Source organism: Gordonia spumicola (assembly GCF_009932475.1).
Classification (GTDB): Bacteria; Actinomycetota; Actinomycetes; order Mycobacteriales; family Mycobacteriaceae; genus Gordonia; species Gordonia spumicola.
In genome coordinates, this window is record NZ_BJOV01000005.1 from 1,757,041 (window position 1) to 1,778,947 (window position 21,907).

Genomic DNA, 21,907 nt, shown 5'->3' on the forward strand with positions numbered 1-21,907 from the left:
GGCCACCGGAGGCCGCCCCAGGCGGCACGTCCAACAGCGAACCCGCTGACCTCCGGAAAACCACACAGCAACACCGACAAGAAGGGAGCCACATCGTGGCCGCCACTCAGGAACAGCTCGTCGCAGGTATCGCAGAGATCGTCGAAGAGGTCACCGGCATCGAGCCGTCGGAAGTGACGCTCGAGAAGTCGTTCGTCGACGACCTGGACATCGACTCGCTGTCGATGGTCGAGATCGCCGTGCAGGTCGAGGACAAGTACGGCGTCAAGGTTCCCGATGAGGACCTCGCCAGCCTGCGCACCGTCGGCGACACCGTCGCCTACGTCCAGAAGCTCGAGGCCGAGAACCCCGAGACCGCTGCTGCCATCGCCGCCCAGATCGAGGCGAGCCAGGGCTGACTATGACTGAACTGCGTGACTTTTCCACCAAGGGTGGCGAATTCCCCAGCGTGGTGGTGACCTCGATGGTCGCCAGCACCAGCCTGGGCGCGGATCTCGACACCACCTGGGAGAATCTCGTCGCAGGGAAGTCCGGCATCCGCACTCTCACCGACGACTACATCGAGCAGTACAAGCTGCCGGTGAGCATCGGCGGCAAGTTCCTCGAGGACCCGTCGCTCGAAGTGACGCGCATCGAGGCACGCCGCATGGCGTACGTCGAGCGGATCTCGCATGTCCTCAGCAAGCGCCTGTGGGCGCAGGCCGGTGAACCGGACGTCGACCCCGACCGCCTCGCGGTCGTGCTCGGCACCGGCATCGGCGGCGCCGAGGCCATGATGGACGCGGACCGCATGCTCCGCGAGACCGGCAACTACCGCAAGGTGTCGCCGCTCGCCGTGTCGATGACGATGCCGAACGGTCCCGCCGCGGTCGCCGGCCTGAACATCGGCGCACGCGCCGGTGTCATCACCCCGGTCTCGGCGTGCTCGTCGGGTGCGGAAGCCATCGCCCACGCCTGGCGGCACATCGTCTTCGGTGACGCCGACATGGTCGTCACCGGTGGCGTCGAAGGCCACATCGACGCGGTGCCGATCGCCGCATTCTCCATGATGCGCGCGATGAGCACCCGCAACGACGACCCGGAAGGCGCGTCTCGTCCGTTCGACAAGGCGCGTGACGGCTTCGTGTTCGGTGAGGCCGCCGCGATGCTCATCCTCGAGCGCGAGGACCACGCCAAGGCGCGCGGTGCTCACATCCACGCTCGACTGCTGGGCTCGGGCATCACGTCCGACGGGTTCCACCTGGTGGCTCCCGACCCGTCGGGACAGGGCAACGCCCGCGCCATGACGCGGGCACTGCAGACCGCGGGCCTGCAGAAGTCCGACATCACGCATGTGAACGCGCATGCGACGTCGACGCCGATCGGCGACACCGCCGAATCGGAGGGCATCCAGGCGGCCGTGGGCAACCACGCGGCCATCTACGCCCCGAAGTCGGCTCTGGGCCACTCGATCGGCGCCGTCGGCGCCCTCGAAGCGGTCCTGACGATCAAGTCGGTGGAGGAATCAGTGATTCCGCCGACGCTGAATCTCGAAGAACTCGACCCTGCCGTCGGCGACATCGACGTCGTGCACGGCGAGGCTCGACGCGGCCAGATCGACTACGCGCTGAGCAACTCCTTCGGATTCGGCGGCCACAACGTCGCATTGGCGTTCGGCCGTTACTGATACACACTCCCCCGCATAGGAGAAACCGATGACCACACTGGCTCCCATCCCCGGCCGTGAGGAAGCGACGGATCCACGCGACCCGCTGCTTCGGTTGACCACCTTCTTCGACGAAGGAACCGTCGAGCTGCTGCACCCCCGCGACAAATCGGGAGTGTTGGCGGCCGTCGGTGAGGTCGACGGTGTCCGCACCGTCTCCTACTGCACCGATGGCACCGTGATGGGCGGTGCCATGGGAGTGATCGGTTGCGCTCACATCGTGAACGCGATCGACACCGCCATCGCCGATCAGGCCCCGGTCGTCGGCATCTGGCATTCCGGTGGCGCGCGCCTCGCCGAGGGTGTCGAAGCCCTGCACGCCGTCGGCGGCGTGTTCGAGGCGATGGTGCGCGCATCGGGCTACATCCCGCAGATCTCCGTTGTCGTCGGGTTCGCCGCGGGCGGAGCCGCCTACGGTCCCGCCCTGACCGACGTCGTGATCATGGCGCCCGACGGCCGCGTCTTCGTGACCGGCCCGGACGTCGTCAAGAGCGTCACCGGCGAATCGGTCAGCATGGAGGACCTCGGCGGACCCCACACGCACGGCAAGCGCTCCGGCGTCAGCCACATCACCGCAGACTCCGAGTACGACGCCTATTGGCGCGCCCGCAGGCTGGTGTCGACGTTCTCCCGGCAGGGGTCGATCGACATGACACACGCACTCGCCGAAGACTCCGACCTGCGGGCGCTTCTGCCCGAGTCGAACCGACGCGCATACGACGTCCACCCGATCATCGAGAACCTCCTGGACCGGCAGTTCGCCGCCGACGGAGTCACCGAGATCTCGACGTTCGAAGAACTTCAAGCCAAGTGGGCTCCGAACATCTCGATCGGTTTCGGCCGACTCGCGGGCCGTTCGGTCGGCGTCATCGCCAACAATCCGCTGCGCATGGGCGGCTGCCTGAACTCCGAGGCGGCCGAGAAGGCGTCCCGCTTCGTCCGCCTCTGCGACGCCTTCGGCGTGCCGCTCGTCGTTCTGACCGACGTCCCGGGCTATCTCCCCGGCGTCGGCCAGGAGTGGAACGGCGTCGTCCGACGCGGCGCGAAACTCCTCCACTCGTTCGCCGAATGCAGCGTCCCGCGCGTGACGCTGGTGACCCGCAAGATCTACGGCGGCGCGTACATCGCCATGAACTCGCGAGCGCTCGGAGCCACCGCGGTCTTCGCCTGGCCCGGCTCGGAGGTTGCCGTCATGGGCGCCAAGGCCGCCGTGGGCATCCTGCACAAGAAGACTCTCGCCGCAGCACCCGACCACGAACGCGAAGCCCTCCACGAGCGTCTCGCCGTCGAGCACGAGCAGATCGCGGGCGGTGTGGGACGTGCGCAGTCGATCGGCGTCGTCGACGACATCATCGACCCGGCGACCACCCGCAGTCGTCTCGCCGAGGCGATCGACACGGCGCCGGCCCGCCGTGGACGCCACAAGAACATCCCGCTCTGACGCCCGAGTTTCACATTTGGTGCTCTAAAGGTTCCTGGGAACCTTTAGAGCACCAAATCTTTCGTGGGCGAGATGACCGGTGCGTTCGACGCCCGAGCCAGAAACTCACGACAGACCACTAGCGCAACACGCACCACACAAGGCATACTCTGTATCAATAGTGTGATATCCGATCTCGACGCGGTGCCTTGGGGAAGACGTTCCTCGTCGAATCGGAGGTGAAAACAGTGCGCATTCTCAATCAGTTTGCGGACTCGACGACAGGCGTGGTGTACATCCACGCCGCTCCCGTCGCGCTGTGCCCGCATGTGGAGTGGGCACTGTCGTCGACGCTGAACGCGCGCGCGGACCTGCGGTGGACCGAGCAGGACGCCGAGCCTGGCCGCATGCGCGCGACCGTCGACTGGACCGGTCCCGTCGGCACGGCCGCTCGTCTGGCGACCGCGCTGCGCGAATGGTCGGGTCTCGCGTTCGAGGTGACCGAGAACCCGAGCGACGGCGTCGACGGCGAACGGTTCAGTCATGTCCCCGGCCTCGGCCTGTGGCGCGGATCGATCGGAGCCAACGGCGACGTCATCGTCGGCGAGATGCAGTTGCGCGCCATGATGGACGCACAGCCCGACAGCGCAGGCCTGGCCGCCGAACTCGACACGGCCCTCGGCACGGCCTGGGACGACGCACTCGAGACGTACCGCATGGGCGGCGCGGGCTGCGAAGTGACCTGGCTGCGTCAGCGAGTCGGCTGACCTACGACCATCTCCCCCACGGAACGCGCGTTCGGCACCGGCCGGGCGCGCGTTTCTCCGTCCGGAGCGGATCGTCGCCCGAGTGGGTACCGGGTCCGCTGCGTCAGGACAGGTCGGCGACTACCGAGTCGTTGAACTCCGACCACAGCGGTTTGGCCCACGCGCCGAACGGGCGGTCGGTGAGGACCACACACGCGGCACTCAGCTCGGGATCGACCCACAGGAACGTGCCCGCCTGCCCGAAGTGGCCGAACGTGCGCGGCGAGTTCTCTCCGCCGGTCCAGTGCGGCGTCTTGTCGCCGCGGATCTCGAACCCGAGACCCCAGTCGCACGGACGGTGCTTGCCGTAGCCCGGGACGAACCCGTCCAGTCCGGGAAACTGCACCGCCGACGCGGCAGCCGCGGTGTCCGGGGTCAGCAGCGTCGGGCTCAGCAGGTCGGACGCGAAACGGGCGAGATCGTCGACCGACGACCGAGCACCGTGCCCCGCCGGGCCCGCGAGGACCGTCGACGACATCGAGAGAGGCTCGCAGACCGCCTCGCGGAAGTAGTCCGCGAACGGTATCCCGCTCGCGGACTCGACGAGGTCGGCGAGCACCTCGAACCCGGCGCTCGAATAGATGCGCTGCTCCCCCGGAGCGGCCTGCGCCGCACGCGAGTCGAACGCCATGCCCGAGGCGTGCGCCAGCAGATGCGCGACGGTCGCCCCGGGCAGCCCCGCGGGCGTCGACAGTTCGATCGCCCCCTCGTCGACGGCGACGAGGACCGCCTGCGCGACCAGCGGCTTCGTCACCGACGCCAGGTCGTACACGCGGGCGGTGTCGCCGAACGACGCGACGACGCCGTCACCGGTGACGATCGCCGCGGCCGCATTGTCGACGGGCCACCGCGACAGCTGATCCAGGACGCCCACTACGCCGCGTGCTTCTTCGACGTCGACGTGGCCGGCACGGTCGACGTCGGAGCACCCTCGTGCACCTCCGCCTCGGGGGACTCCGACGGAGCCTTGACGACCGGTGTTCCGTTGTCGGTGGCGATCTCGGAGTCGTCGAGCGTCGACGTCACGTCGTCGACACTGCCGAGGACCTCGTCGACCTTCTCGACGGGGATGCCACAGTTCTTCGTCGCCTCCGACACCCACTTCTTCGTCAGTCGCGGGATACCGTCCGCGTGAGCGTCGGCGACCGGTCTGGTCCGGATGTTCTCGTCCTTCGACTTCGCCAGATCCGACGCCTCGCGGCACACGTGGAACGCCTTCCCGCCCTTGACCCACACGACCTCGTCCTTGCCCGTGAGCTGCTGCACGACGTTCTTCTCGACGCTGTACTGCTCCACCGACGGGGGATTCCAGTCGGCGCTGGCGAGCCCGACGGCCGCAGCGATCACGATGGCGATACCGCCCGCGATGCCCTTCTGCTTGCCGTCCATGTCCTTGTTCAGGAAGATCATGACGATCAGCGGCAGGAAGGCGATGATCGTGATGATCACGCCCAGCTGGTTCTGAACGAAGAACCGCACCTTGTCCTTGCGGGACGCCGGGTCGAACCGGTTGGCCTTCTTCCACAGCAGCGAACCGCCGAGTGCGAACGCCCCGATCGCGACGATCAACACGATCAGCAGCCACATCGTGATCGGGTCCTGCTTGAGCACCCAGAAGATCGTGAAGAGTTCACCGCCGATCGCGATCGCCCACAGGACGGCGGCGATGATCCGGAAGGTCAGCGCCTTGGACTTGGCCTCCGGCGACGCGACGAACGAGCCTCCGCTCGTCGTCTGTTGTTCGGCGATCTCTGCGCCCTTCTTCGCGCGTGAACTCCGAGACTTCTCGGCCATGTGTTTCCTCCCAGTAGCTTCTCGACTGCGCTCGAAGAACCGAAAACGGTCCGCTCGAAGAACGGTTCAGTCCGCTCGAAGAACGGGTCGGTTCCGCTCGACGAGCGGGTCATCTCCGCCCTTCGAGCGCAGTCGAGAAGAACATTAATGCAGGTCTGCCGGAAATACGCGGGAGGCCCGCCGACGGACGTCGACGGGCCTCGTGAGGTTCGCGCAGATCAGCGGTCGGCGTCGGTGTAACGGATGACACCGCGGATGTTGCGACCTTCGAGCATGTCGGTGTAGCCCTCGTTGATCTGGTCGAGGGTGTACTCGCGAGTGATCATGTCGGCGATGTTGAGCTTGCCGATCTTGTACATCGACAGCAGGTTCGGGATGTCGAGCTTCGGGTTCGCGCCGCCGAAGATCGAGCCCTGCAGGTTCTTCTGCAGCAGGGTCAGCATCGACAGGTTGAGCGTCACCTGATTGTCCATCATGTTGCCCATGCCGGTGAGGACGCAGGTGCCGTTCTTGGCGGTGATCGACAGCCACGTGTCGACGTCCTTGCCGAACACCTCGCCGACGGTGACGATGACCTTCTGGCACATGCCCCACTCGGTGGCGTTGCCGATCTCGTTCATGGCCTCTTCGACCGACGCGAACGCGTGGGTGGCTCCGAACTTGAGCGCCTGCTCGCGCTTCCACTCGACCGGGTCGATCGCGAAGACGTTGCGGGCGCCCGCGATGACGGCGCCCTGCAGCGCCGCGGTGCCGACGCCGCCGACACCGATGATGGCGACGTCCTCACCCGGGCGGACGTCGCCGCTGCGGGTCGACGAGCCGTAGCCCGTGGGAATGCCGCAGCCGCAGAGTGCCGCGACCTCGAACGGGATCTCCTTGTCGATCTTCACCGCGGACGCCTCGTGCACCACCATGTACGGCGAGAACGTGCCGAGCAGGGTCATCGGGTAGACGGGCTTGCCGTCGGTGGTGTGGATCCGGAAAGTGTGATCGGAGACCGCTTCGCCCTGCAGCAGCATCGCACCCATGTCGCACAGGTTGGCGACGCCTGCCTTGCAGGACTTGCACTTGCCACACGACGGGATGAAGGAGAGGACGACGTGATCGCCGACCTCGAAGTCCGTGACGCCTTCGCCCAGCGCTTCGACGACGCCCGCGCCCTCGTGTCCGCCGAGGATCGGGAAGCCGCCCATCGGGATGCCGCCGGTCATCAAGTGATGGTCCGAGTGGCACATGCCAGCGGCTTCCATCCGAATCCGGATCTCGTGCGCCTTGGGGTCGCCGATCTCAATCTCCTCGATCTGCCACGGCTGGTTGAGCTCCCGCAGGAGCGCGCCCTTAGTCTTCACGTTCACAACCTCACTTCAACGACTGTCTAGGCCACGCGAACCGACGTCGGACGCCGTCGCGCTTCTCTTGTGAGCGTAGTCACCTGAGACGAAAATTGGAACACGTTTCAGTTGGATTTCTGAAACGTGTTCCAATTTTGCAGTTCAGGCGCTCATACGCGACGCGCGTCAGTCGCTCAGACCGGCGTCCTTGCTGCCGTACGCCTCACGAAGGGTCGGCTTGACGACCTTGCCGCCGGCGTTGCGCGGCAAGACGTCCACCACGACGACGTCCTTCGGATGCTTGAAACGGGCCAGGTTGTCGTTCAGGTACGGCTCGAGTTCGGCGATCGTCAGATCCTCCACGCCCTCGGCGAGCACCACCACCGCGACCGGGACCTCGCCCCATTTGTCGTGCGCCCGGCCGATGACCGCGGCCTCGACGATGCTCGGGTGCGAGAACAGGACGTTCTCGACCTCGGCGCAGTAGATGTTCTCGCCGCCGGAGATGATCATGTCCTTGGCCCGGTCGACGACGTAGAGGAAGCCCTCCTCGTCCGCACGCACGAGGTCGCCGGAATGGAACCAGCCGCCGTGGAAGGCGTCCGCCGTGCCCTGCGGGTTCTGCCAGTAGCCGACCATCATGTTCGCGCCGCGATACACGATCTCGCCAACCTCGCCCTGCGGGACGTCGTTCATCGCGGGGTCGACGATGCGCGCGGTGACCGCGGGGACCACCTTGCCGATCGAGCCGATCTTCCGAAGCGCGTCCTTGCCTTCGAGCACACACGTGATGGGCGACATCTCGGTCTGACCGAACACCGCGACGTTCAGGGCGTCGGGGAAGGTCTCGTTCATGGCATTGAGCACCGAGTCGGACGCCGGAGCCGCACCCCACGAGATGACCCGGAGCTTGAGGTCCCGCGGACGGGCCTGCTGGGCTGCGCACACGGCCTGCCACTGCACGGGCACCAGGAAGATCGACGTGGTCCCCTCGCGTTCGAGGGTGTCGAGCATGTCGTTCGCGTCGAAGGCGCCGAGCGGGTGGATCACCGAGAGGGCGCCCATGTAGAACAGCGCGGTCATCGCCCCCAACCCCGCGATGTGGAACATGGGCGCGACGCACGAGCCGACGTCGTCCGAACTGGAGCTGAGCGCCTGGATCGTCGTCATCGCCTGCGCCTGCAGGTTCTGGTGCGTCAGCATCGATCCCTTCGGCTTGCCGGTGGTGCCGGACGTGTACATGATCAGGGCGACGGTGTCTTCCGGGATGTCGATCTCGGGCAGCGGCTCCGACTCCTCGGCGACGAGAGCTTCGTAGTCGAGATGATCGTCGTTCTGGGCCCCGCCGACGACGATCGTCATGTCGATGGCTCCCGTCGCAGCGGCGACAGCGTCGGCGAGCGGTGCGAGCAGCGACTCGGTGACGATCACCTTGGCTCCGGAGTCGGCGACGAGGAACGCGATCTCCGGCGGAGCCATGCGGATGTTCACCGGCACCGGGATCGCACCGATCAGATTGGCCGCGAACACGGTCTCGACGTACTCCGTGCGGTTCAGCATCAGGAGGAGGATCCGGTCGCCGAAGGCGACACCCCGCGCGAGCAGCGTCGCGGCCAGCGCGTGCGTGCGATCGTCGAGTTCGCGCCAGGTGGTGGTCTTCCCCATGAATCGGAGAGCGGGCTTGTCCGGGGTCATCGCGGCGTGACGTCGTGCCTGATTGTTCCAGTGGTTGCGGCGCGAACGCTGCGGCTCGGCGTTCAGGGCGAACCCCAGGGCGTCGGTCATGTGTCTCTCCTCGATCTCAGATCGTGCGGTGGGTCAGTGATCGCCGAAGGCGGCGAGCGCCCGCTGAAAGGCGGGCGATTGGAGAAGCCGGGTCTGTCCGGCGATCTCACGGTCGATCGCGGCGTCGTAGCCGGCCAACGAATGTGCGTCCAGGGCGGCCTTCGTGACGGCCAGCGCGTCCGGCGACGACTTGAGCAGGCGTCCGACCACACGGTCGACGGCCGCCGAGAGGGCCGCAGCGTCGTCGACGACACCGTTGAGCAGGCCTGCGTCGAGCGCCTCCGGCGCCCACAGCTTCTCGCCGAGCAACGCCAGTTCGTTCGCCCTGGCACGACCGAGCGCCGCGGTGAACAGGGCTGTCGCTCCCCCGTCCGGCATCAGACCGATGTTGACGAAGGCGAGCAGGAAGTAGGCACGACTCGTCGCGTAGACGAGGTCGGCGGCGACCGCGAGCGACGCCCCGATCCCTACCGCGGGCCCGTCGACCGCGGCGATCACCGGCATAGGCAGCGCGCGGACGGCCCCGATCAGCCGCGAACCGTTCTCGATGATGCCGCGCGAGGCCGCCTCGTCGAATCCGCCGCTCGCCTCGGCGTCGGATGCCATCCCGGCCACGTCGGCGCCCGCGCAGAACGATCCACCCCGGCCCGAGACGACGACGACACGGACGTCCGACCGCCCCGCGTACTCGCCGCAGAGCTCGATGATGCGCGCCGACGCCTGACCGTCGAGCGCATTCATGCGTTGGGGACGGTGGATCTCAATGCGTGCGACGCCGCGGTCGACGCTCCCTCGAACGCCGCCCGAGAACTCCACGTCATCGGTCATCTCGCCTCGCCATCTCCGTCGGACTTGTCGCTCTCACGCCACACGGTAGCAGGAGAAGTGACGGAAGTCATGCGAATCCTCATTAACTTGTAAGTTAACTTATGTGGTGCTGGCCTGGACTTTAGCGCATCTGACTGAAGTCGATTGTGTTGCTGTCGGGTTCGATAGCATCCAATCCCATGAGTACGAGGCCCGCCGATCGACGCGACGTGATCCTGTCGACGGCCGCCGCCGCATTCAGCGCACACGGCTACGCCGCCACTCGCCTGGCCGACGTCGCCGATCAGGTCGGCATCTCCACACCCGCCCTCTATCGGCACTTCGACACGAAGTACGGCCTGTTCGCCGCCACCGTCGAGTCGCTGTCTCGCCGAGTCGACGAGGTGACGACGTCGGTGCCCGTCGACGACGACCCCCGCGTCGAACTCCGCGCGATCCTCTCGGCGTTCGCCGACATGACACTCACGAACCGTGCGGGCGGAAACCTGTACCGGTGGGAGGACCGGGTGCTGCTCGACGCCGACCGCGCCCACACCCGCGAGGTGCGAATCCGGCTGCATCGCCGTCTCCGCACCCTGACGACGGCCGCCCGGCCCGACATCGACCTCGACACGGCCCGCAGCATCACGATCGCGGCGCTGTCCGTCGTCGCGAGTTCGGCGACGCACCGCGCCGCACTGGGCCGCAGGCAGGCCTGCCGCCTGCTGACCGACGCCGCGATGCGCGTCGTCGACGTCGACGCTCCCGCCGACATCGAGCCTCAGGTCAGTGCCGAGGGACTCGCACCGGTCGGCCGCCGGGAGTCGGTCCTCGCCGCCGCGATCGCACTCTTCGCCGACCGCGGGTTCCACGAGGTGACGGTCGAGGACATCGGAGCGGCCGTCGGACTGCCCGCGTCCGGGGTCTATCGGCACTTCCCCTCGAAGAACGCGATCCTCGCCGCCGCCCTGTGGCGGACCGCAGACCGGACCACCGACGCCGTCGCCGCGGCGCTGGCGCGGGCGCGCACTCCCGACGAAGCGTTGGTGGCGCTCGCCGACCGGTACAGCGCTCTGTGCGTCGAGGAGCCGGATGTGATGTCGGTGTACATGAACGGTCTCGGGTCGGTCGACGAGTCGGATCTGCGCGAACTCCGCCGTCGCCAACGGCTCACCGTGGACGAATGGGCCACCTGGGTGGTGCGGGCGCATCCGGACACGACGACCGCGCAGGCCCGATTCCTCGTCCATGCGAGCCTCAACGTGGCGACCGACCTGGTGAACGGCCACCCCGGCGTGGGCCATCCGCTCGTCTCGGCGGCGTGCGCCCGCGTGCTGGGCTGACCCCCGACGGCTCTAGACGATTCGCTGTCCGCCGGACAGTGCGACGGACGGAGTGAGCGCACGGCGATGTCCCCGCCTGACCCTTGTCAGGCGGGGTACCGCACCACATCCGTCCCCGGCGGACCCGGCGGCGGAGCCGGAATCCGGCAGGACAACCACTTCTCCACCGCCGACCCGGACGCGGTGACCCGCTCCCCGAACGTCGGGAGGATCTTCTCCGGCTGCAACGCGTGATTGACCTTCCACGGCTCACTCGAGCCGGTGGGCCGCCACCCGACCCGGCCCCTGAACGGCCCGGACTGCAGGACGGCGGTCTCCCACCCTCCAGGCTTGGTATCCACGCTGCGATTGTGCCCACCGCACGCCCCACCGAGGTGATCCACATCGGTCGGGCCGCCATCTTGCCAATCGGGCATGTGATGCGCCTGGGTCCGCGACCACGGCACCGTGCAACCGGGCGCAGTGCAGCCGCGATCACGACCGAACAACGCCAGCCGCTGCGCCCGGGAAGCCAGACGCTTACCGCGGCCGAGGTACAGGACCTGTGCGGACGCGTTCGCGAACACCTCCAACCACGGGGTCGCATCGGCCGCGATCTCCACCAGATCCTTGACCGGCACACGAGTCCCAGTAGCGGTGGTCGCCACCCCGGACCGCGATTCCAGATCATCCAGCGATGCGGTCACCACCAGTTGTGACGACAGTGAGGTGCCTTCGCCGAGGCCGCCGTTGGCGATGAGGAACGTCCACATCGCTTCCAACGCATCGTGATTGCGCTGCGACTGGGAACGAGTGTCGCGTTCGGCCGCCACGGCGAGCGCCTCGGGGTCGACATTGGCCGATGATCCGGACGGGGACTGCTCGTCGTCGGGATTGTTCATTCCGCGAGCGGCCCACAGGACGAGCAGCGCTTCGAGTTTCGCCCGTGCCGCCGGAGTCAGCTTCGCGCTGATCGCCGACATGAGCCGCCGATCCTGCGGCGCGAGAGTCACGCCGCGACTCCGGGCTCGGTCGGTGTCGTCGGTCAATTCTCCGTCGGGGTCGAGGTGGGCCAGAATCCGCTTGCCCGCGGTCCGGGTCTGTTCGGGGGTCAACGTCCGCGCTACCTCGGCCAACTCTGCTTCGGCGCGGGCCTTCACGTCGGCGGGGATTGCCGCCGGGATCGCGTCGATGACGTCGACGATCTCGGCGACATGGTCGAGGGAGAGGTCACCGTCGGCCACGGCGTCCGCGGTGGCCGGGAGCGTCGGGTCGAGTGGTTCACCGGAGAAGGCGACCAGCGAGCTCAGGCTCAACGCGGCATCGGTGCGCTGTTTGCGGGCCCGCGCCGACAGCCGGAGTTGACCTTCGAGGTACTTGCCGGGCATCTGTGACCCGGCAAGACGGTACGCACCGCGCTGGGAGACCTCGGCGAACAGCCGGGCATCCACACCGACACCGCGACGGTTGGACCGCTCATTGACCTCGGAGGCCACGAGCAGTTCCCGGTCGGACAGCCCGGCCAGGGACACCGCGGCGAGCTTCTGCGTGACCTGGTCCCGCAGTCGAGCAAGTTCGAGTGGATTATCGGGGAGTTCGATGGTCGTCATGGTGTCCACCTCCTTCGCCGGGTGCCTGCTTCTCTGTTGCATCCAGTCTATCAATATATGTGTCAGATCACAATAGATTAGTCAGTGAGTTCGATAGATGGCGGGATCCGATGGACAACCGGCGAGGCGAAGAATGGAGGTATGTCGGCAGATGCCACAACCGACGGCAACGCAGCGGGGCGCCGCCGACCACTGGGAACCTTTCGGAACGCGACGTCTAGACCACGTCGAGATCCGACACGACCCAGCGGTCCGAATCGCGGGTCAGGGTCATCTCGACGCGCGACTGCGACGGCCCGTTGCCCTGCCCCAGGGCGGTGGCCTCCGGGCTGGTCACCGTCATGTCGAGCGCGACGAGGACGACGGCCTCGGTGTCGGATATCGACACGATCCCCGCGCTCGTCGCGGCGCCCTTCGACGACGCCTTGGCCTCGTCGTTCGCCTTCCGCGCGAGCTGCGACGACGTGATGTACTCGTCGGCGAACGCGGGAGTCGAGATCGCCCGGATGCGGCGGTCGAGGTCGTCGTAGCGGCCGGTCTGATACGTGAACATCTCGGCCGCATACGACTTCGCGTCACGGAGCGCGCCGTCGCGGTCGAGGGCGTCCGCGTCGTCGGCCGTCGCGAGCAGATAGCCGAGCACCCCGACCGCGACGACGAGCACGACGATCACCGCGGCCGAAGCCGGGAGGAGCCACCCGCGCAGCTCGGCAGGGCCGGTCGGGCCGTCGTCCGCCGTCGACGAGTCGACGGACTTCGCGGCGGCCTCGGCGCGGATCCGCTCGCGATTGGCCCTGTTCGCGGCCAAGAAATCGTCGCCGTCGAGGGGCGTCTTTGCGTCGTCGGACATGGAGGACATGGGCACCAATGTAGCCGTTTCGACCTGTGCCCCTTGCCACAGCGCGTCTGATCACATATATCTGATAACAGAGTGTCGCACATGGCGACCCGAACCCCTTTCACATTCAGGAGACATCCGCATGGTCACTTTCACCCCGGAGCAGAAGGCATTCGCGCAGGCGGTCACCGACTTCTGCCAGCGCGAAGCCGGCACCCGCGAGCAGCGCGACAAGTGGACGAACAACGGCGAGGAGAACCACTCGCAGGCGCTCTACAAGAAGATGGCCGACCTCGGCTGGGCCGGCATCGTCGTCGGTGAGGAGTACGGCGGCGCAGGCGCGGGCAACGTCGAGCTGTGCATCTTCCTGGAGGAGGCCATCCGCAACCAGGCGCCGATCGGCGGCATCGGTCCCACCTTGATCACCGCCGCCGCGTACGAGAAGTTCGCCGACGAGGACCTCAAGCGCGAGGTGCTGGCCGGCGTCGTCGCCGGTGACGCGCTGTCGATCTCGATGTCCGAGCCCGAGGCCGGATCGGACGTCGGCGCGCTGACCTGTCGCGCCGACAAGGTCGACGGCGGCTGGGTCATCAACGGCCAGAAGACGTGGTGCTCCAATGCCCATTTCGCGAAGTCGATCCTGCTGATCGCCCGCACCGACCGCAGCGGCGGCAAGCACGAGGGCCTCACCCAGTTCCACATCCCCGCCGACACTCCCGGACTGCAGATCTCGCAGATCGACACCCTCGGCGGCCGCGAGGTGAACGACCTGTACTTCACCGACTGCAAGGTGCCCGACTCCGCGGTCGTCGGCACTGTCGGCAACGGCTGGAAGCAGCTGATGGCGGGCCTGAACACCGAGCGGCTGATCCTCGCGGCCATGCAGTTGGGCCTGGCGCAGCGTTCATTCGACGACACCCTCGCCTTCATCAAGGAACGCAAGCAGTTCGGGCGGCCGATCGGCACCTTCCAGGCCCTCCGCCACCGGATGGCCGACCACGCGACGGAGATCGCCTGCACCCGCGAACTCGTGTACAGCGTCGCCAAGGCAGCCGACGCGAACCCCGACAAGCTGATGCCGCGCGAGGCGTCGATGGTGAAGTTGAAGGCCACCGAGACGAGCAAGGCGATGACCATCGACGGCATGCAGATGATGGGCGGATACGGCTACGCGAAGGAGTTCGACGCCGAACGCCTCATGCGCGGCGCGATCATCTCGACGGTGTTCGGCGGCACCAACGAGATCCAGCGCGACCTCATCGGAAAGACGTATGGCCTCTGAGTCTCACGCCGCGTCGGCGCTGCGTCGTCGTCCCCAGCTGTCCGACGAGGTGGCGGCGACCGTCAGGCACAAGATCATGACGGCCGAACTGCTCCCCGGCGAACGCGTCCGGCTCGACGCGACGGCCGCGGCGCTCGGGGTGAGCGTGACCCCGGTTCGGGAGGCCCTGCTCACGCTGCGGGGCGAGGGCATGGTCGCCTTCGCCCCGCACCGCGGGTACACCGTCGCCGACCTGACGCGCACCGACGTCGCCGATCTGTTCTGGTTGCAGGGCGAGGCGGCCGCCCGCATCGCGCGACGGACGTGCGCCGTCATCACGACCGACGAGATCGGACAGTTGGAGTCGGCACAGGCCCGACTCGGCGCCGCGGCGGCCTCCGGCGACGTCGCGGCGATCGTCGACGCCGAGTTCGACTTCCATCGGACGCACAATCACATCGCGGGCAGCGGGAAGCTCGCGTGGATACTGCAGAACGCGACCCGCTACACGCCGCACCAGCTGTACGCGGCGGACGCGGCCTGGATCGACAACGCGCTCACCGCCCACGCATCGCTCGTGTCCGCGTATCGATCCGGCGACGCCGACGCGGCCGCAGCGGCCGTCCGCGCGCAGTTCGACGACGGAGCCCGACGCCTCATCCGCCACCTCGAATCCACCCCGATCTGGGACTGACCAGCCGTTTTGCACCCGACAGAATCCATGCGCTAGAGTTTGACCTCGGTTCGGGAAGAACATTCCCCCATAGCTCAATTGGCAGAGCAGCCGACTGTTAATCGGCAGGTTACTGGTTCGAGTCCAGTTGGGGGAGCAAACGAAGGCCCGCTGCGATCGCAGCGGGCCTTCTTGTTTTGGTCCTCGCTTGGTCCTGACGGAATCGAATATGTCGGTGGCCGGTCCTATCCTGTGGCATCAATCACTCAGGCGGGGTGTCCGAAGGAGAAACTTGTGTCTAGGCGCGACCCAGTCTGCCGGTTCTACTTTCAGGACGCGGCCGCTCGCTCAAGGTCTGGCGTCTGGCGAGTCTGGACGGGTCACAAGGGGGAGGATGTCTACGTCGCGCCGTCGCGCATTGCTGGCGAGTTCAAGCTCAGCATCCACCGCGACGGCATGAATCAGATCGGCTATTACTCGCAGGAGGTCAAACGGCAGATTCGAGCCGCTGACAAGCACTACCTGCACCGGCGTGCGCGAAACGACGTCCCCTACTACGTCGCAGGATGGCGGGTTCTGTGCATTCTGGTCTTCAACTCGAACGAGTTCGAGTCCGTGCCGCTAGACGTGGGGACTAAACCAACGCAGGTACTCAATGCTCCGACCCCGGACCTTGACGCGTGGGTCTTTGTGATCGCCACAGACGACAGAGCCAACGCGGGCGAGATCGAGTCACCTATTGCGGGAGAGCTTCCACGCCCCAATGGCGGGAGTTTGGTAATTACGGGTGGTCCAGTCGCGCACGATCCAAGCCTGACCGCGGCCGTCGATACCGACCGCGATGGCTTTGGTTGGCAGGCTCCCTCCCGCCGTGGTTCCGAAGAGCCGTTTGGTTTTGTCTGTGGACTCGGCGATGTTCCAAGGTTCGCGGAGTACTCCACCAACCGGCACGATCCGCCGCCCCTGGTTCCTAACCTCCCGGGGCTCGACGGCGTCGTCCACCCGTGGGCTGATGCGCCAACCGAGTTTGCAGGTCCAGACGCGTTTTGCGCAGTTGTCGCGTGCTCGGATACGGGTGCCAGCGTATACGTCGACCCTCGCGCGCACTGCACGCAATCGCACTTGGTTGCCGACGTGAATGACCTGATCAGTGCGTTCAAACTGGGGTTGGTAGACGATCAGTGGCGTGAACTCGCTGACGGCCGTACTGCAACCGGAGTAACGATGCGCGCGACCGCCGACGCGGCGGGTCTCAGCGGCTACCGTCCCAATCCGATGAAGGCGCTGAAACCCGAATAGCCGTCGATGTGGTGCGGCCCACCCGCCAACGCCAGCGACCCCGCTACCAGTTCAAGGGTTGGGCAGCGGGGCCGTTGTTGTGCGGTCAGATCAGGCGGCGGCGGTGTCCACCTTGGTGATCGCGGCCGGTTGGTACACGCTCACCCCGATACGCGTCTCGACACTGGCCTGTACTTAGTTGCGGGAAGAACAGTTCCCCGCTCTCGGTGGACCATTCCACGTCGATGCCGCCGACAGTGAATGCTGCCGAATTGCTCCACGCCGACGCCCCCAACTTGGTCCTCTAGGCGTACACAAGCGTCCGCAACTGGCCGAAACCGTCCGGGTCGGTCAATCTGGCGAGCCGGTGCAGGTGAAAGGCGCAGATACCGAGGTGGCGGCCGTACTCCGGTGCGAGAGGTAAACCAATTCGAGTCCAGTTGGGGAAGCCAACGAAGGCCCGCTGCGATCGCAGCGGGCCTTTGTCGTGCTCGGGTATCGGGTCGACGCTCCTATGCGGATCGACTCGCGTCGGCGTGCGCGAGACCGAAGCGGATCGCCGCGACGATCTCGCGCACCGCGTCACGACATGCGCCCACGGTCAGGGCCGCCGGGAACGGATGGACCAGCGTCGCATGGTTTCGCAACACGGTCGGGACACCCGCCTCTCGGAGGCGTCGGGCGTAGGCGATCCCCTCGTCCCGGAGGACGTCGAAACCGGCGACGGCGACGTAGGCCGACGCCACTCCGGAGACGTCCTCGGCGAGCAATGGTGAGACTCGCGGGTCGAGGGCCTGGTCGGGATCGGTCAGGTACCGCTCGCGGTACCAGTCCATATGGTGCTCGTCGAGGAAGAAGCCCGTGCCGAACAGCTTGTACGACGGCCGCTTGACGGACATGTCGACGACCGGAGCGAGGAGCACCTGAAGCGCAGGCGACTGCTCCCCGGTCGCGGCGGTCACCTGGGCGACCACCGCCGAGAGATTGCCGCCCGCGCTGTCGCCTGCGACAGCGATCGCGGAGGGGTCGATGCCGAGCGCGTCGGCGTGCTCGACGGCGAACCGGAACGCCGCCACCGCATCGTCGACCCCGGCCGGGAACGGGTGCTCGGGCGCCAGGCGATAGTCCACCGACATCACGCACACGTCGGCGTTGCTGGCGAGGAACGAGCAGGTCGCGTCGTGGCTCTCCAGGCCGCCCAACACCCAGCCCCCGCCGTGGAAGTAGATCACGAGCCCCGCGGGCCTGGATCCGCACGGCCGGTACATCCGTGCCGGAATCGGCCCGTCCGCGCTGGGGACGGTCAACGACTCGACGTCGACGGGAAGCGGCGCGCCGCCGAAGATCAACGCTTCCCGGTCGAGGGCCTTGCGGCCTTCGTCCTCGGGCGTCTCGGTGAAGTCGGATCCCGGCATGGCCGAGATCATTCGAAGCACGATCTGCACGGTCGGGTCCAGCGGTTCGCCGTCGACGACGATGGGCGTCCCGCCCACGGCGCGCTTGACCGACCTCGGCAGATGGTCGAGCAGCTGCGCGACGGCGCGCGCACCGCGCACCCACGGCGGAGCCGAACGCCGGACATGGGGACGAGTCGTCAGACGTGACGAGGCTGGAGTGGTTCTGGTCATGGTGAACTCCTGGGCGATCACTGCCGCGAGAGGTGACCCACGACATAGTTCGGATATTTGTCCAGACTCTGACACAGAGTTCGGACGTTTGTCCAGAGACCTTTGCTAACATCGCCCCATGCCGATCCGACCCGCCACGCATCGAGCCAGCGGCCAGGCCAAACGCGCCGCGCTGCTGCAGGCGGCGATCGACGTGGTCGCCGAGAAGGGGATCGCCGGAGCCACGCACCGGGCCGTCGCCACCCGTGCGGGGGTGCCGCTGTCCACCACGAGCTACTTCTTCACGTCGATCGACGACTTGATGGCCGCCGCCTTCCAGGTGGTGGCCGATCGCGCCGAGGCGCGCGTGGAGGAGCGCATCGAGTCGCTCACCGGGGCCGGGCTGAACCTCGACGACACCATCGACAGACTCGTCGACCTGCTCGTGGCGACACCCCAGCGGGATGTCGCAGCGCAGTTCGAGATGTACCTGGAATCGGCGCGCCGACCCGAGCTGCGGGCGACCGCGCACCAGCTGATGGACGCTACCGAACGCAGCGCGGAGTTCGCGCTCGGAAAGCTCGGGATCGCGAACACCGCGGCACGCGCGCGTCTCGTCGTCGCCACGCTCGACGGTCTCGCCCTCCACCGACAGGCCCGGCCATCCCCGGAGAGCGATCGTGAACTGGTGCACGACGCCCTGCACGCCCTGGTGGAGTCATTTCTCGCCGCGGACGCGAAACGCGGTTCGGGAGACGGCGAATCGCGGTTGCCGCGACCGTGAGCCCGCGCCTACCCTGAACGTCGTGACCTTTCGAGTGCAGGAGGACTCCGGCGCGTTCAGCGCCGCGTCGAGATGACCGCGCCCCGAAGCCGATCCACTCCGGTCGGCCGGTGACCGCTACCCTCATCAACTCCGCACGAAAGGCGCAGCCATGCGCGCACTCACCCAGAAGCAGATCCTGTCCGCGTTCCGCGGGACCACCAAGAGCGAACTCACCCGAGTGACCTTCCCCCTCGACTTCGACGACGTCGACTTCTCCCGCCTCGAGTTCTACGGCTGGCGGGACCGCAAGATCCCGCGCCGTGCGTACATCGTCATCGAGATCGACGACGAGCCGATCGCGCTGATCCTGACCCGCGCCGAGGCCAAGCCGTCCCGCCGCGCCATGTGCGCCTGGTGCCGGGACGTCGACCTCAGTCAGGACGCGGTCCTGTACACCGCCCGCCGAACGGGTTCGCGCGGCCGACGCGGCGACACCATCGGGGCCCTGGTGTGCGAGGGGTTCGGCTGTTCGAAGCACGCCCGCAAACTTCCTCCCGCCTATCACAAGGGCACCGACCTCGACGCGATCCGCGCCACCCAGGTCGCGGAGATGGCGCGGCGCGTCGAGTCGTTCGTCACCGAGGTGCTGTCGACCGAGGACTGACCTCGGTCAATCGTGTGCGAACGTGATCGTCGGGAGCACCCGACGCAGGCCGCGCGGCGACCACCACGCCGCGCGGCCCGTCAGGCGAAGGATCACGGGAAGCAGAACCAGGCGCACCACGAACGCGTCGAGCAGCACCGCCGAGCCCAGGACGACGCCCATCTCCTTCGGCGGGAGCGGCCCGGACAGCGAGAAGGTGAAGAACACCGCGACCATCACCGCGCCCGCGGCGAAGATCACACGGCCCGATCTGGCGAGCGACTCGATCATCGCATCACGGACCGACCCGGTCGCCTCCCACTGTTCCTTCGCCGACGCCAACAGGAACACCGTGTAGTCCATCGCGATCGCGAAGATCATCGCGAAGAAGAACACCGGAGCCCACGCATCGAGGAAGCCTTGCGACTCGAATCCGAACAGCGCCGCACCGATGCCGTCCTGGAAGACGAGCGTCGCGACGCCGAATGCGGCAGCCGTCGACAGCAGGCTCACGAGAGTGCCGAGCAACGCGATCACCGGAGCCTGCAACGCCACCAGCAGGACGAGGAAACCGAGGACGAGGATGACGCCGATGACGAGCGGCAGGCTGGAGTCGAGCTGATCGGCGAGATCTAGGTTCTCCACGGCGGCGCCACCGACCAGCGCGGACTCCGGAAGCTCGTCGCGCAACCGGTCGACGATCGCCGCGAGCTCGGACGACGACGGGTCGACCGCGGGCATCGCCTGCACCAGCGTCAGACCGCTGTGATCGGTCGACGGCATCGCGGGCATCACCGCATGGACTCCCGGATCCGCCGACAGCACCATCGACACCGCGCGAGCGTCGGAGTCCGGTGCGATCACCGCGAGCATGCCCGGAGCTCCCGGACCGAACGCCTCCTGCACGAGGTCGTAGCCCTGGCGAGCACTGGCGTCCTCGGGCAGGACCTTGATCGACGGCATCGCCGTTGTCAGCGACAGCATCGGCACCGCAAGCAGCGTCAGCAGAGCGAGGGCCGCACCACCCCACCGCAGCGGATGGCGCCACAACCGCTCCGCCCAGCGTTCGAAGGCGGGCGACCGATGCCGGTCCAGTCGGGCCCACGGCAGCGCCAACTTGTCGACCCGCCGCCCGAGTCCGACGAGGACGACGGGCAGCAGGGTCAGCGTCGCCGCGAGGACGAAGACGACCGAGATCATGACCCCTGCGGCCATCGATCGGAACGACGGCGACGGGACCAGCATGACCGCCGACAGGGACACCAGCACCGTGACTCCCGACAGCAGGACCGCCTTTCCCGCGGTGTCCATCGTCCGGGCGATGGCGTCCGCCGTGCTCCCCGATCCGGACGACATGGCCGCGCGGAAGCGGACCACGAGGAAGAGCGCGTAGTCGATGCCGAGCGCAAGAGCGAACATCATCGCGAAGTTCATCGCCCAGATCGACACCGGGACGACGAAGTTCACGAGCACCAGCACTCCCGCCGCCGACACGAGTCCGGCCAGCGTGAGGAGCAGCGGGAGCCCGGCCGCGACCACGGCGCCGAAGGCGATCACCAGGATCAGCAGGGTGACCGGCCACGAGATCATCTCCGACGTGAGCATCGCCTCGAGGTTCGCCGCATTGAAGTCGGACCACAGGACGGACGCGCCCGTCGGGGCGACCGTGATCCGGTCGGTCGACAGAGCTTGCAGATCGGGAGTCAGATCCGTCGCCGCACGCACCATGTCGTCGGTGCTCGCCCCGGCGCCGCCGATCACGATCGCGGTGCGGCCGTCCGCCGAGAGCGTGGCGCCCGGCTGCGGCGGGATCACCTCGCCGATCCGAGAGTCGGCGTGCAGGCGGTGGACGATCTCCCGGATGACGTGTCGGCCGGTCTCGTCGGTCAGCGGCGTGTCCGAATGCACGACCACCTGGATCGCGGACGACGCGTCACCGCCGAAATGCTCGACGGCGAGTTCCCTGACCCGAACCGATTCCGATCCGTTCGCCTGCCAGCCCGCACCGGAGAGGTTCTTCTCCACCATCGGGGCGAACGCTCCGAGCACCACGATCACCAGCAGCCAGGCGACCGTGACGATACGTCCGTGCGCGGCGACCCAGCGTCCGAGTCGTCCGAGCGGCCCGTCCCCGCGCCCGGCGGTCGGATCCGCTCCGGATCTCGTGTTGTTGTCGGTCGTTGTCATCCTTCTCCTCCTCGTTATCCCCCCAGGGGGTTATTCGAGGCCGAAGCTAGCATCCCCCTAGGGGGTTATGCAAT

The 21,907-nt window shown here is 67.3% G+C and carries 19 protein-coding genes and 1 tRNA gene; 11 read left to right on the forward strand and 9 right to left on the reverse strand.

Annotation, left to right across the window (positions count from 1 at the left end; translation table 11 throughout):
• Nucleotides 1-95 precede the first annotated feature (95 nt).
• From acpM to GYB83_RS19435, 4 genes are all read left to right on the forward strand, one after another.
• Nucleotides 96-398 carry a meromycolate extension acyl carrier protein AcpM gene (acpM, locus tag GYB83_RS19420; RefSeq protein ID WP_161896953.1) on the forward strand — a complete coding sequence of 101 codons (303 nt, stop codon included), beginning with the start codon at nt 96-98 and terminating at the stop codon, nt 396-398.
• A gap of 2 nt (nt 399-400) precedes the next feature.
• Nucleotides 401-1,666 (forward strand): KasA/KasB family beta-ketoacyl-ACP synthase, encoded by a 1,266-nt coding sequence (locus tag GYB83_RS19425; RefSeq protein WP_161896954.1) that lies wholly within the window; start codon nt 401-403, stop codon nt 1,664-1,666.
• 28 nt (nt 1,667-1,694) lie between these two features.
• Complete coding sequence (locus GYB83_RS19430; RefSeq protein ID WP_161896955.1) at nt 1,695-3,146, forward strand: acyl-CoA carboxylase subunit beta; 1,452 nt, start codon at nt 1,695-1,697, stop codon at nt 3,144-3,146.
• Nucleotides 3,147-3,373: 227 nt separating this feature from the next.
• Entirely contained in the window at nt 3,374-3,892 is a 519-nt protein-coding gene (locus tag GYB83_RS19435; protein ID WP_161896956.1) for a DUF3145 domain-containing protein, read from the forward strand.
• 103 nt (nt 3,893-3,995) lie between these two features.
• Here GYB83_RS19435 and GYB83_RS19440 read toward each other — a convergent pair whose 3' ends face one another.
• From GYB83_RS19440 to GYB83_RS19460, 5 genes are all read right to left on the reverse strand, one after another.
• A complete protein-coding gene (locus tag GYB83_RS19440; protein WP_161896957.1) occupies nt 3,996-4,805 on the reverse strand; it encodes a serine hydrolase domain-containing protein in 810 nt (269 codons plus the stop codon).
• Nucleotides 4,805-5,725, reverse strand: coding sequence for a cytochrome b family protein (locus GYB83_RS19445; RefSeq protein ID WP_161896958.1), 921 nt, complete (start codon nt 5,723-5,725; stop codon nt 4,805-4,807). Before GYB83_RS19445 ends, GYB83_RS19440 begins: the two co-directional genes overlap by 1 nt.
• A gap of 218 nt (nt 5,726-5,943) precedes the next feature.
• Nucleotides 5,944-7,074 (reverse strand): NDMA-dependent alcohol dehydrogenase, encoded by a 1,131-nt coding sequence (locus GYB83_RS19450; RefSeq protein ID WP_161896959.1) that lies wholly within the window; start codon nt 7,072-7,074, stop codon nt 5,944-5,946.
• A gap of 168 nt (nt 7,075-7,242) precedes the next feature.
• Nucleotides 7,243-8,841: a fatty-acid--CoA ligase FadD5 gene (fadD5, locus tag GYB83_RS19455; RefSeq protein WP_161896960.1), complete on the reverse strand. Its 1,599-nt coding sequence runs from the start codon at nt 8,839-8,841 to the stop codon at nt 7,243-7,245.
• A 33-nt stretch (nt 8,842-8,874) separates the two neighbouring features.
• On the reverse strand, nt 8,875-9,669 hold the full coding sequence (locus GYB83_RS19460) for an enoyl-CoA hydratase-related protein (RefSeq protein WP_161896961.1): 795 nt from the start codon (nt 9,667-9,669) through the stop codon (nt 8,875-8,877).
• A 179-nt stretch (nt 9,670-9,848) separates the two neighbouring features.
• Here GYB83_RS19460 and GYB83_RS19465 point away from each other — a divergent pair, with 179 nt between their 5' ends.
• Nucleotides 9,849-10,991, forward strand: coding sequence for a TetR/AcrR family transcriptional regulator (locus GYB83_RS19465; RefSeq protein WP_161896962.1), 1,143 nt, complete (start codon nt 9,849-9,851; stop codon nt 10,989-10,991).
• Nucleotides 10,992-11,077: 86 nt separating this feature from the next.
• On the opposite strand, the gene GYB83_RS19470 is transcribed toward GYB83_RS19465, so the two are convergent.
• Both GYB83_RS19470 and GYB83_RS19475 read right to left on the reverse strand, forming a co-directional pair.
• Complete coding sequence (locus GYB83_RS19470; RefSeq protein WP_161896963.1) at nt 11,078-12,580, reverse strand: HNH endonuclease signature motif containing protein; 1,503 nt, start codon at nt 12,578-12,580, stop codon at nt 11,078-11,080.
• Nucleotides 12,581-12,797: 217 nt separating this feature from the next.
• Nucleotides 12,798-13,430: an Rv1363c family protein gene (locus GYB83_RS19475; RefSeq protein ID WP_161896964.1), complete on the reverse strand. Its 633-nt coding sequence runs from the start codon at nt 13,428-13,430 to the stop codon at nt 12,798-12,800.
• A 130-nt stretch (nt 13,431-13,560) separates the two neighbouring features.
• Here GYB83_RS19475 and GYB83_RS19480 point away from each other — a divergent pair, with 130 nt between their 5' ends.
• From GYB83_RS19480 to GYB83_RS19495, 4 genes are all read left to right on the forward strand, one after another.
• A complete protein-coding gene (locus GYB83_RS19480; protein ID WP_161896965.1) occupies nt 13,561-14,700 on the forward strand; it encodes an acyl-CoA dehydrogenase family protein in 1,140 nt (379 codons plus the stop codon).
• On the forward strand, nt 14,690-15,373 hold the full coding sequence (locus GYB83_RS19485) for a GntR family transcriptional regulator (protein WP_161896966.1): 684 nt from the start codon (nt 14,690-14,692) through the stop codon (nt 15,371-15,373). Before GYB83_RS19480 ends, GYB83_RS19485 begins: the two co-directional genes overlap by 11 nt.
• A 63-nt stretch (nt 15,374-15,436) precedes the next feature.
• Nucleotides 15,437-15,509: transfer RNA gene (locus GYB83_RS19490), tRNA-Asn, on the forward strand.
• 137 nt (nt 15,510-15,646) lie between these two features.
• Nucleotides 15,647-16,651 (forward strand): hypothetical protein, encoded by a 1,005-nt coding sequence (locus tag GYB83_RS19495; protein WP_161896967.1) that lies wholly within the window; start codon nt 15,647-15,649, stop codon nt 16,649-16,651.
• Between the two features lie 491 nt (nt 16,652-17,142).
• Here the strand turns inward: GYB83_RS19495 and GYB83_RS19500 are convergent, their stop codons facing one another.
• A complete protein-coding gene (locus GYB83_RS19500) occupies nt 17,143-18,258 on the reverse strand; it encodes an alpha/beta hydrolase (protein ID WP_161896968.1) in 1,116 nt (371 codons plus the stop codon).
• 118 nt (nt 18,259-18,376) lie between these two features.
• Between GYB83_RS19500 and GYB83_RS19505 the strand changes: the two genes are divergently transcribed.
• Together GYB83_RS19505 and GYB83_RS19510 are read left to right on the forward strand one after the other, a co-directional pair.
• Nucleotides 18,377-19,021, forward strand: a complete 645-nt coding sequence (locus GYB83_RS19505) for a TetR/AcrR family transcriptional regulator (protein ID WP_161896969.1) — start codon at nt 18,377-18,379, stop codon at nt 19,019-19,021.
• A 151-nt stretch (nt 19,022-19,172) separates the two neighbouring features.
• A complete protein-coding gene (locus tag GYB83_RS19510) occupies nt 19,173-19,667 on the forward strand; it encodes an FBP domain-containing protein (RefSeq protein WP_161896970.1) in 495 nt (164 codons plus the stop codon).
• 6 nt (nt 19,668-19,673) lie between these two features.
• Here the strand turns inward: GYB83_RS19510 and GYB83_RS19515 are convergent, their stop codons facing one another.
• Nucleotides 19,674-21,833 carry an MMPL family transporter gene (locus GYB83_RS19515; RefSeq protein WP_161896971.1) on the reverse strand — a complete coding sequence of 720 codons (2,160 nt, stop codon included), beginning with the start codon at nt 21,831-21,833 and terminating at the stop codon, nt 19,674-19,676.
• Between the last annotated feature and the right edge of the window lie 74 nt (nt 21,834-21,907).

Excerpts from the sequence above, each read along its gene's own strand:
- GYB83_RS19425 (WP_161896954.1), top strand. The coding sequence starts at position 401 with ATGACTGAACTGCGTGACTTTTCCACCAAGGGTGGCGAATTCCCCAGC.
- GYB83_RS19430 (WP_161896955.1), top strand. The coding sequence starts at position 1,695 with ATGACCACACTGGCTCCCATCCCCGGCCGTGAGGAAGCGACGGATCCA.
- GYB83_RS19445 (WP_161896958.1), bottom strand. The coding sequence starts at position 5,725 with ATGGCCGAGAAGTCTCGGAGTTCACGCGCGAAGAAGGGCGCAGAGATC.
- fadD5 (WP_161896960.1), bottom strand. The coding sequence starts at position 8,841 with ATGACCGACGCCCTGGGGTTCGCCCTGAACGCCGAGCCGCAGCGTTCG.
- GYB83_RS19460 (WP_161896961.1), bottom strand. The coding sequence starts at position 9,669 with ATGACCGATGACGTGGAGTTCTCGGGCGGCGTTCGAGGGAGCGTCGAC.
- GYB83_RS19465 (WP_161896962.1), top strand. The coding sequence starts at position 9,849 with ATGAGTACGAGGCCCGCCGATCGACGCGACGTGATCCTGTCGACGGCC.
- GYB83_RS19470 (WP_161896963.1), bottom strand. The coding sequence starts at position 12,580 with ATGACGACCATCGAACTCCCCGATAATCCACTCGAACTTGCTCGACTG.
- GYB83_RS19475 (WP_161896964.1), bottom strand. The coding sequence starts at position 13,430 with ATGTCCGACGACGCAAAGACGCCCCTCGACGGCGACGATTTCTTGGCC.
- GYB83_RS19480 (WP_161896965.1), top strand. The coding sequence starts at position 13,561 with ATGGTCACTTTCACCCCGGAGCAGAAGGCATTCGCGCAGGCGGTCACC.
- GYB83_RS19485 (WP_161896966.1), top strand. The coding sequence starts at position 14,690 with ATGGCCTCTGAGTCTCACGCCGCGTCGGCGCTGCGTCGTCGTCCCCAG.
- GYB83_RS19500 (WP_161896968.1), bottom strand. The coding sequence starts at position 18,258 with ATGACCAGAACCACTCCAGCCTCGTCACGTCTGACGACTCGTCCCCAT.
- GYB83_RS19505 (WP_161896969.1), top strand. The coding sequence starts at position 18,377 with ATGCCGATCCGACCCGCCACGCATCGAGCCAGCGGCCAGGCCAAACGC.
- GYB83_RS19510 (WP_161896970.1), top strand. The coding sequence starts at position 19,173 with ATGCGCGCACTCACCCAGAAGCAGATCCTGTCCGCGTTCCGCGGGACC.
- GYB83_RS19515 (WP_161896971.1), bottom strand. The coding sequence starts at position 21,833 with ATGACAACGACCGACAACAACACGAGATCCGGAGCGGATCCGACCGCC.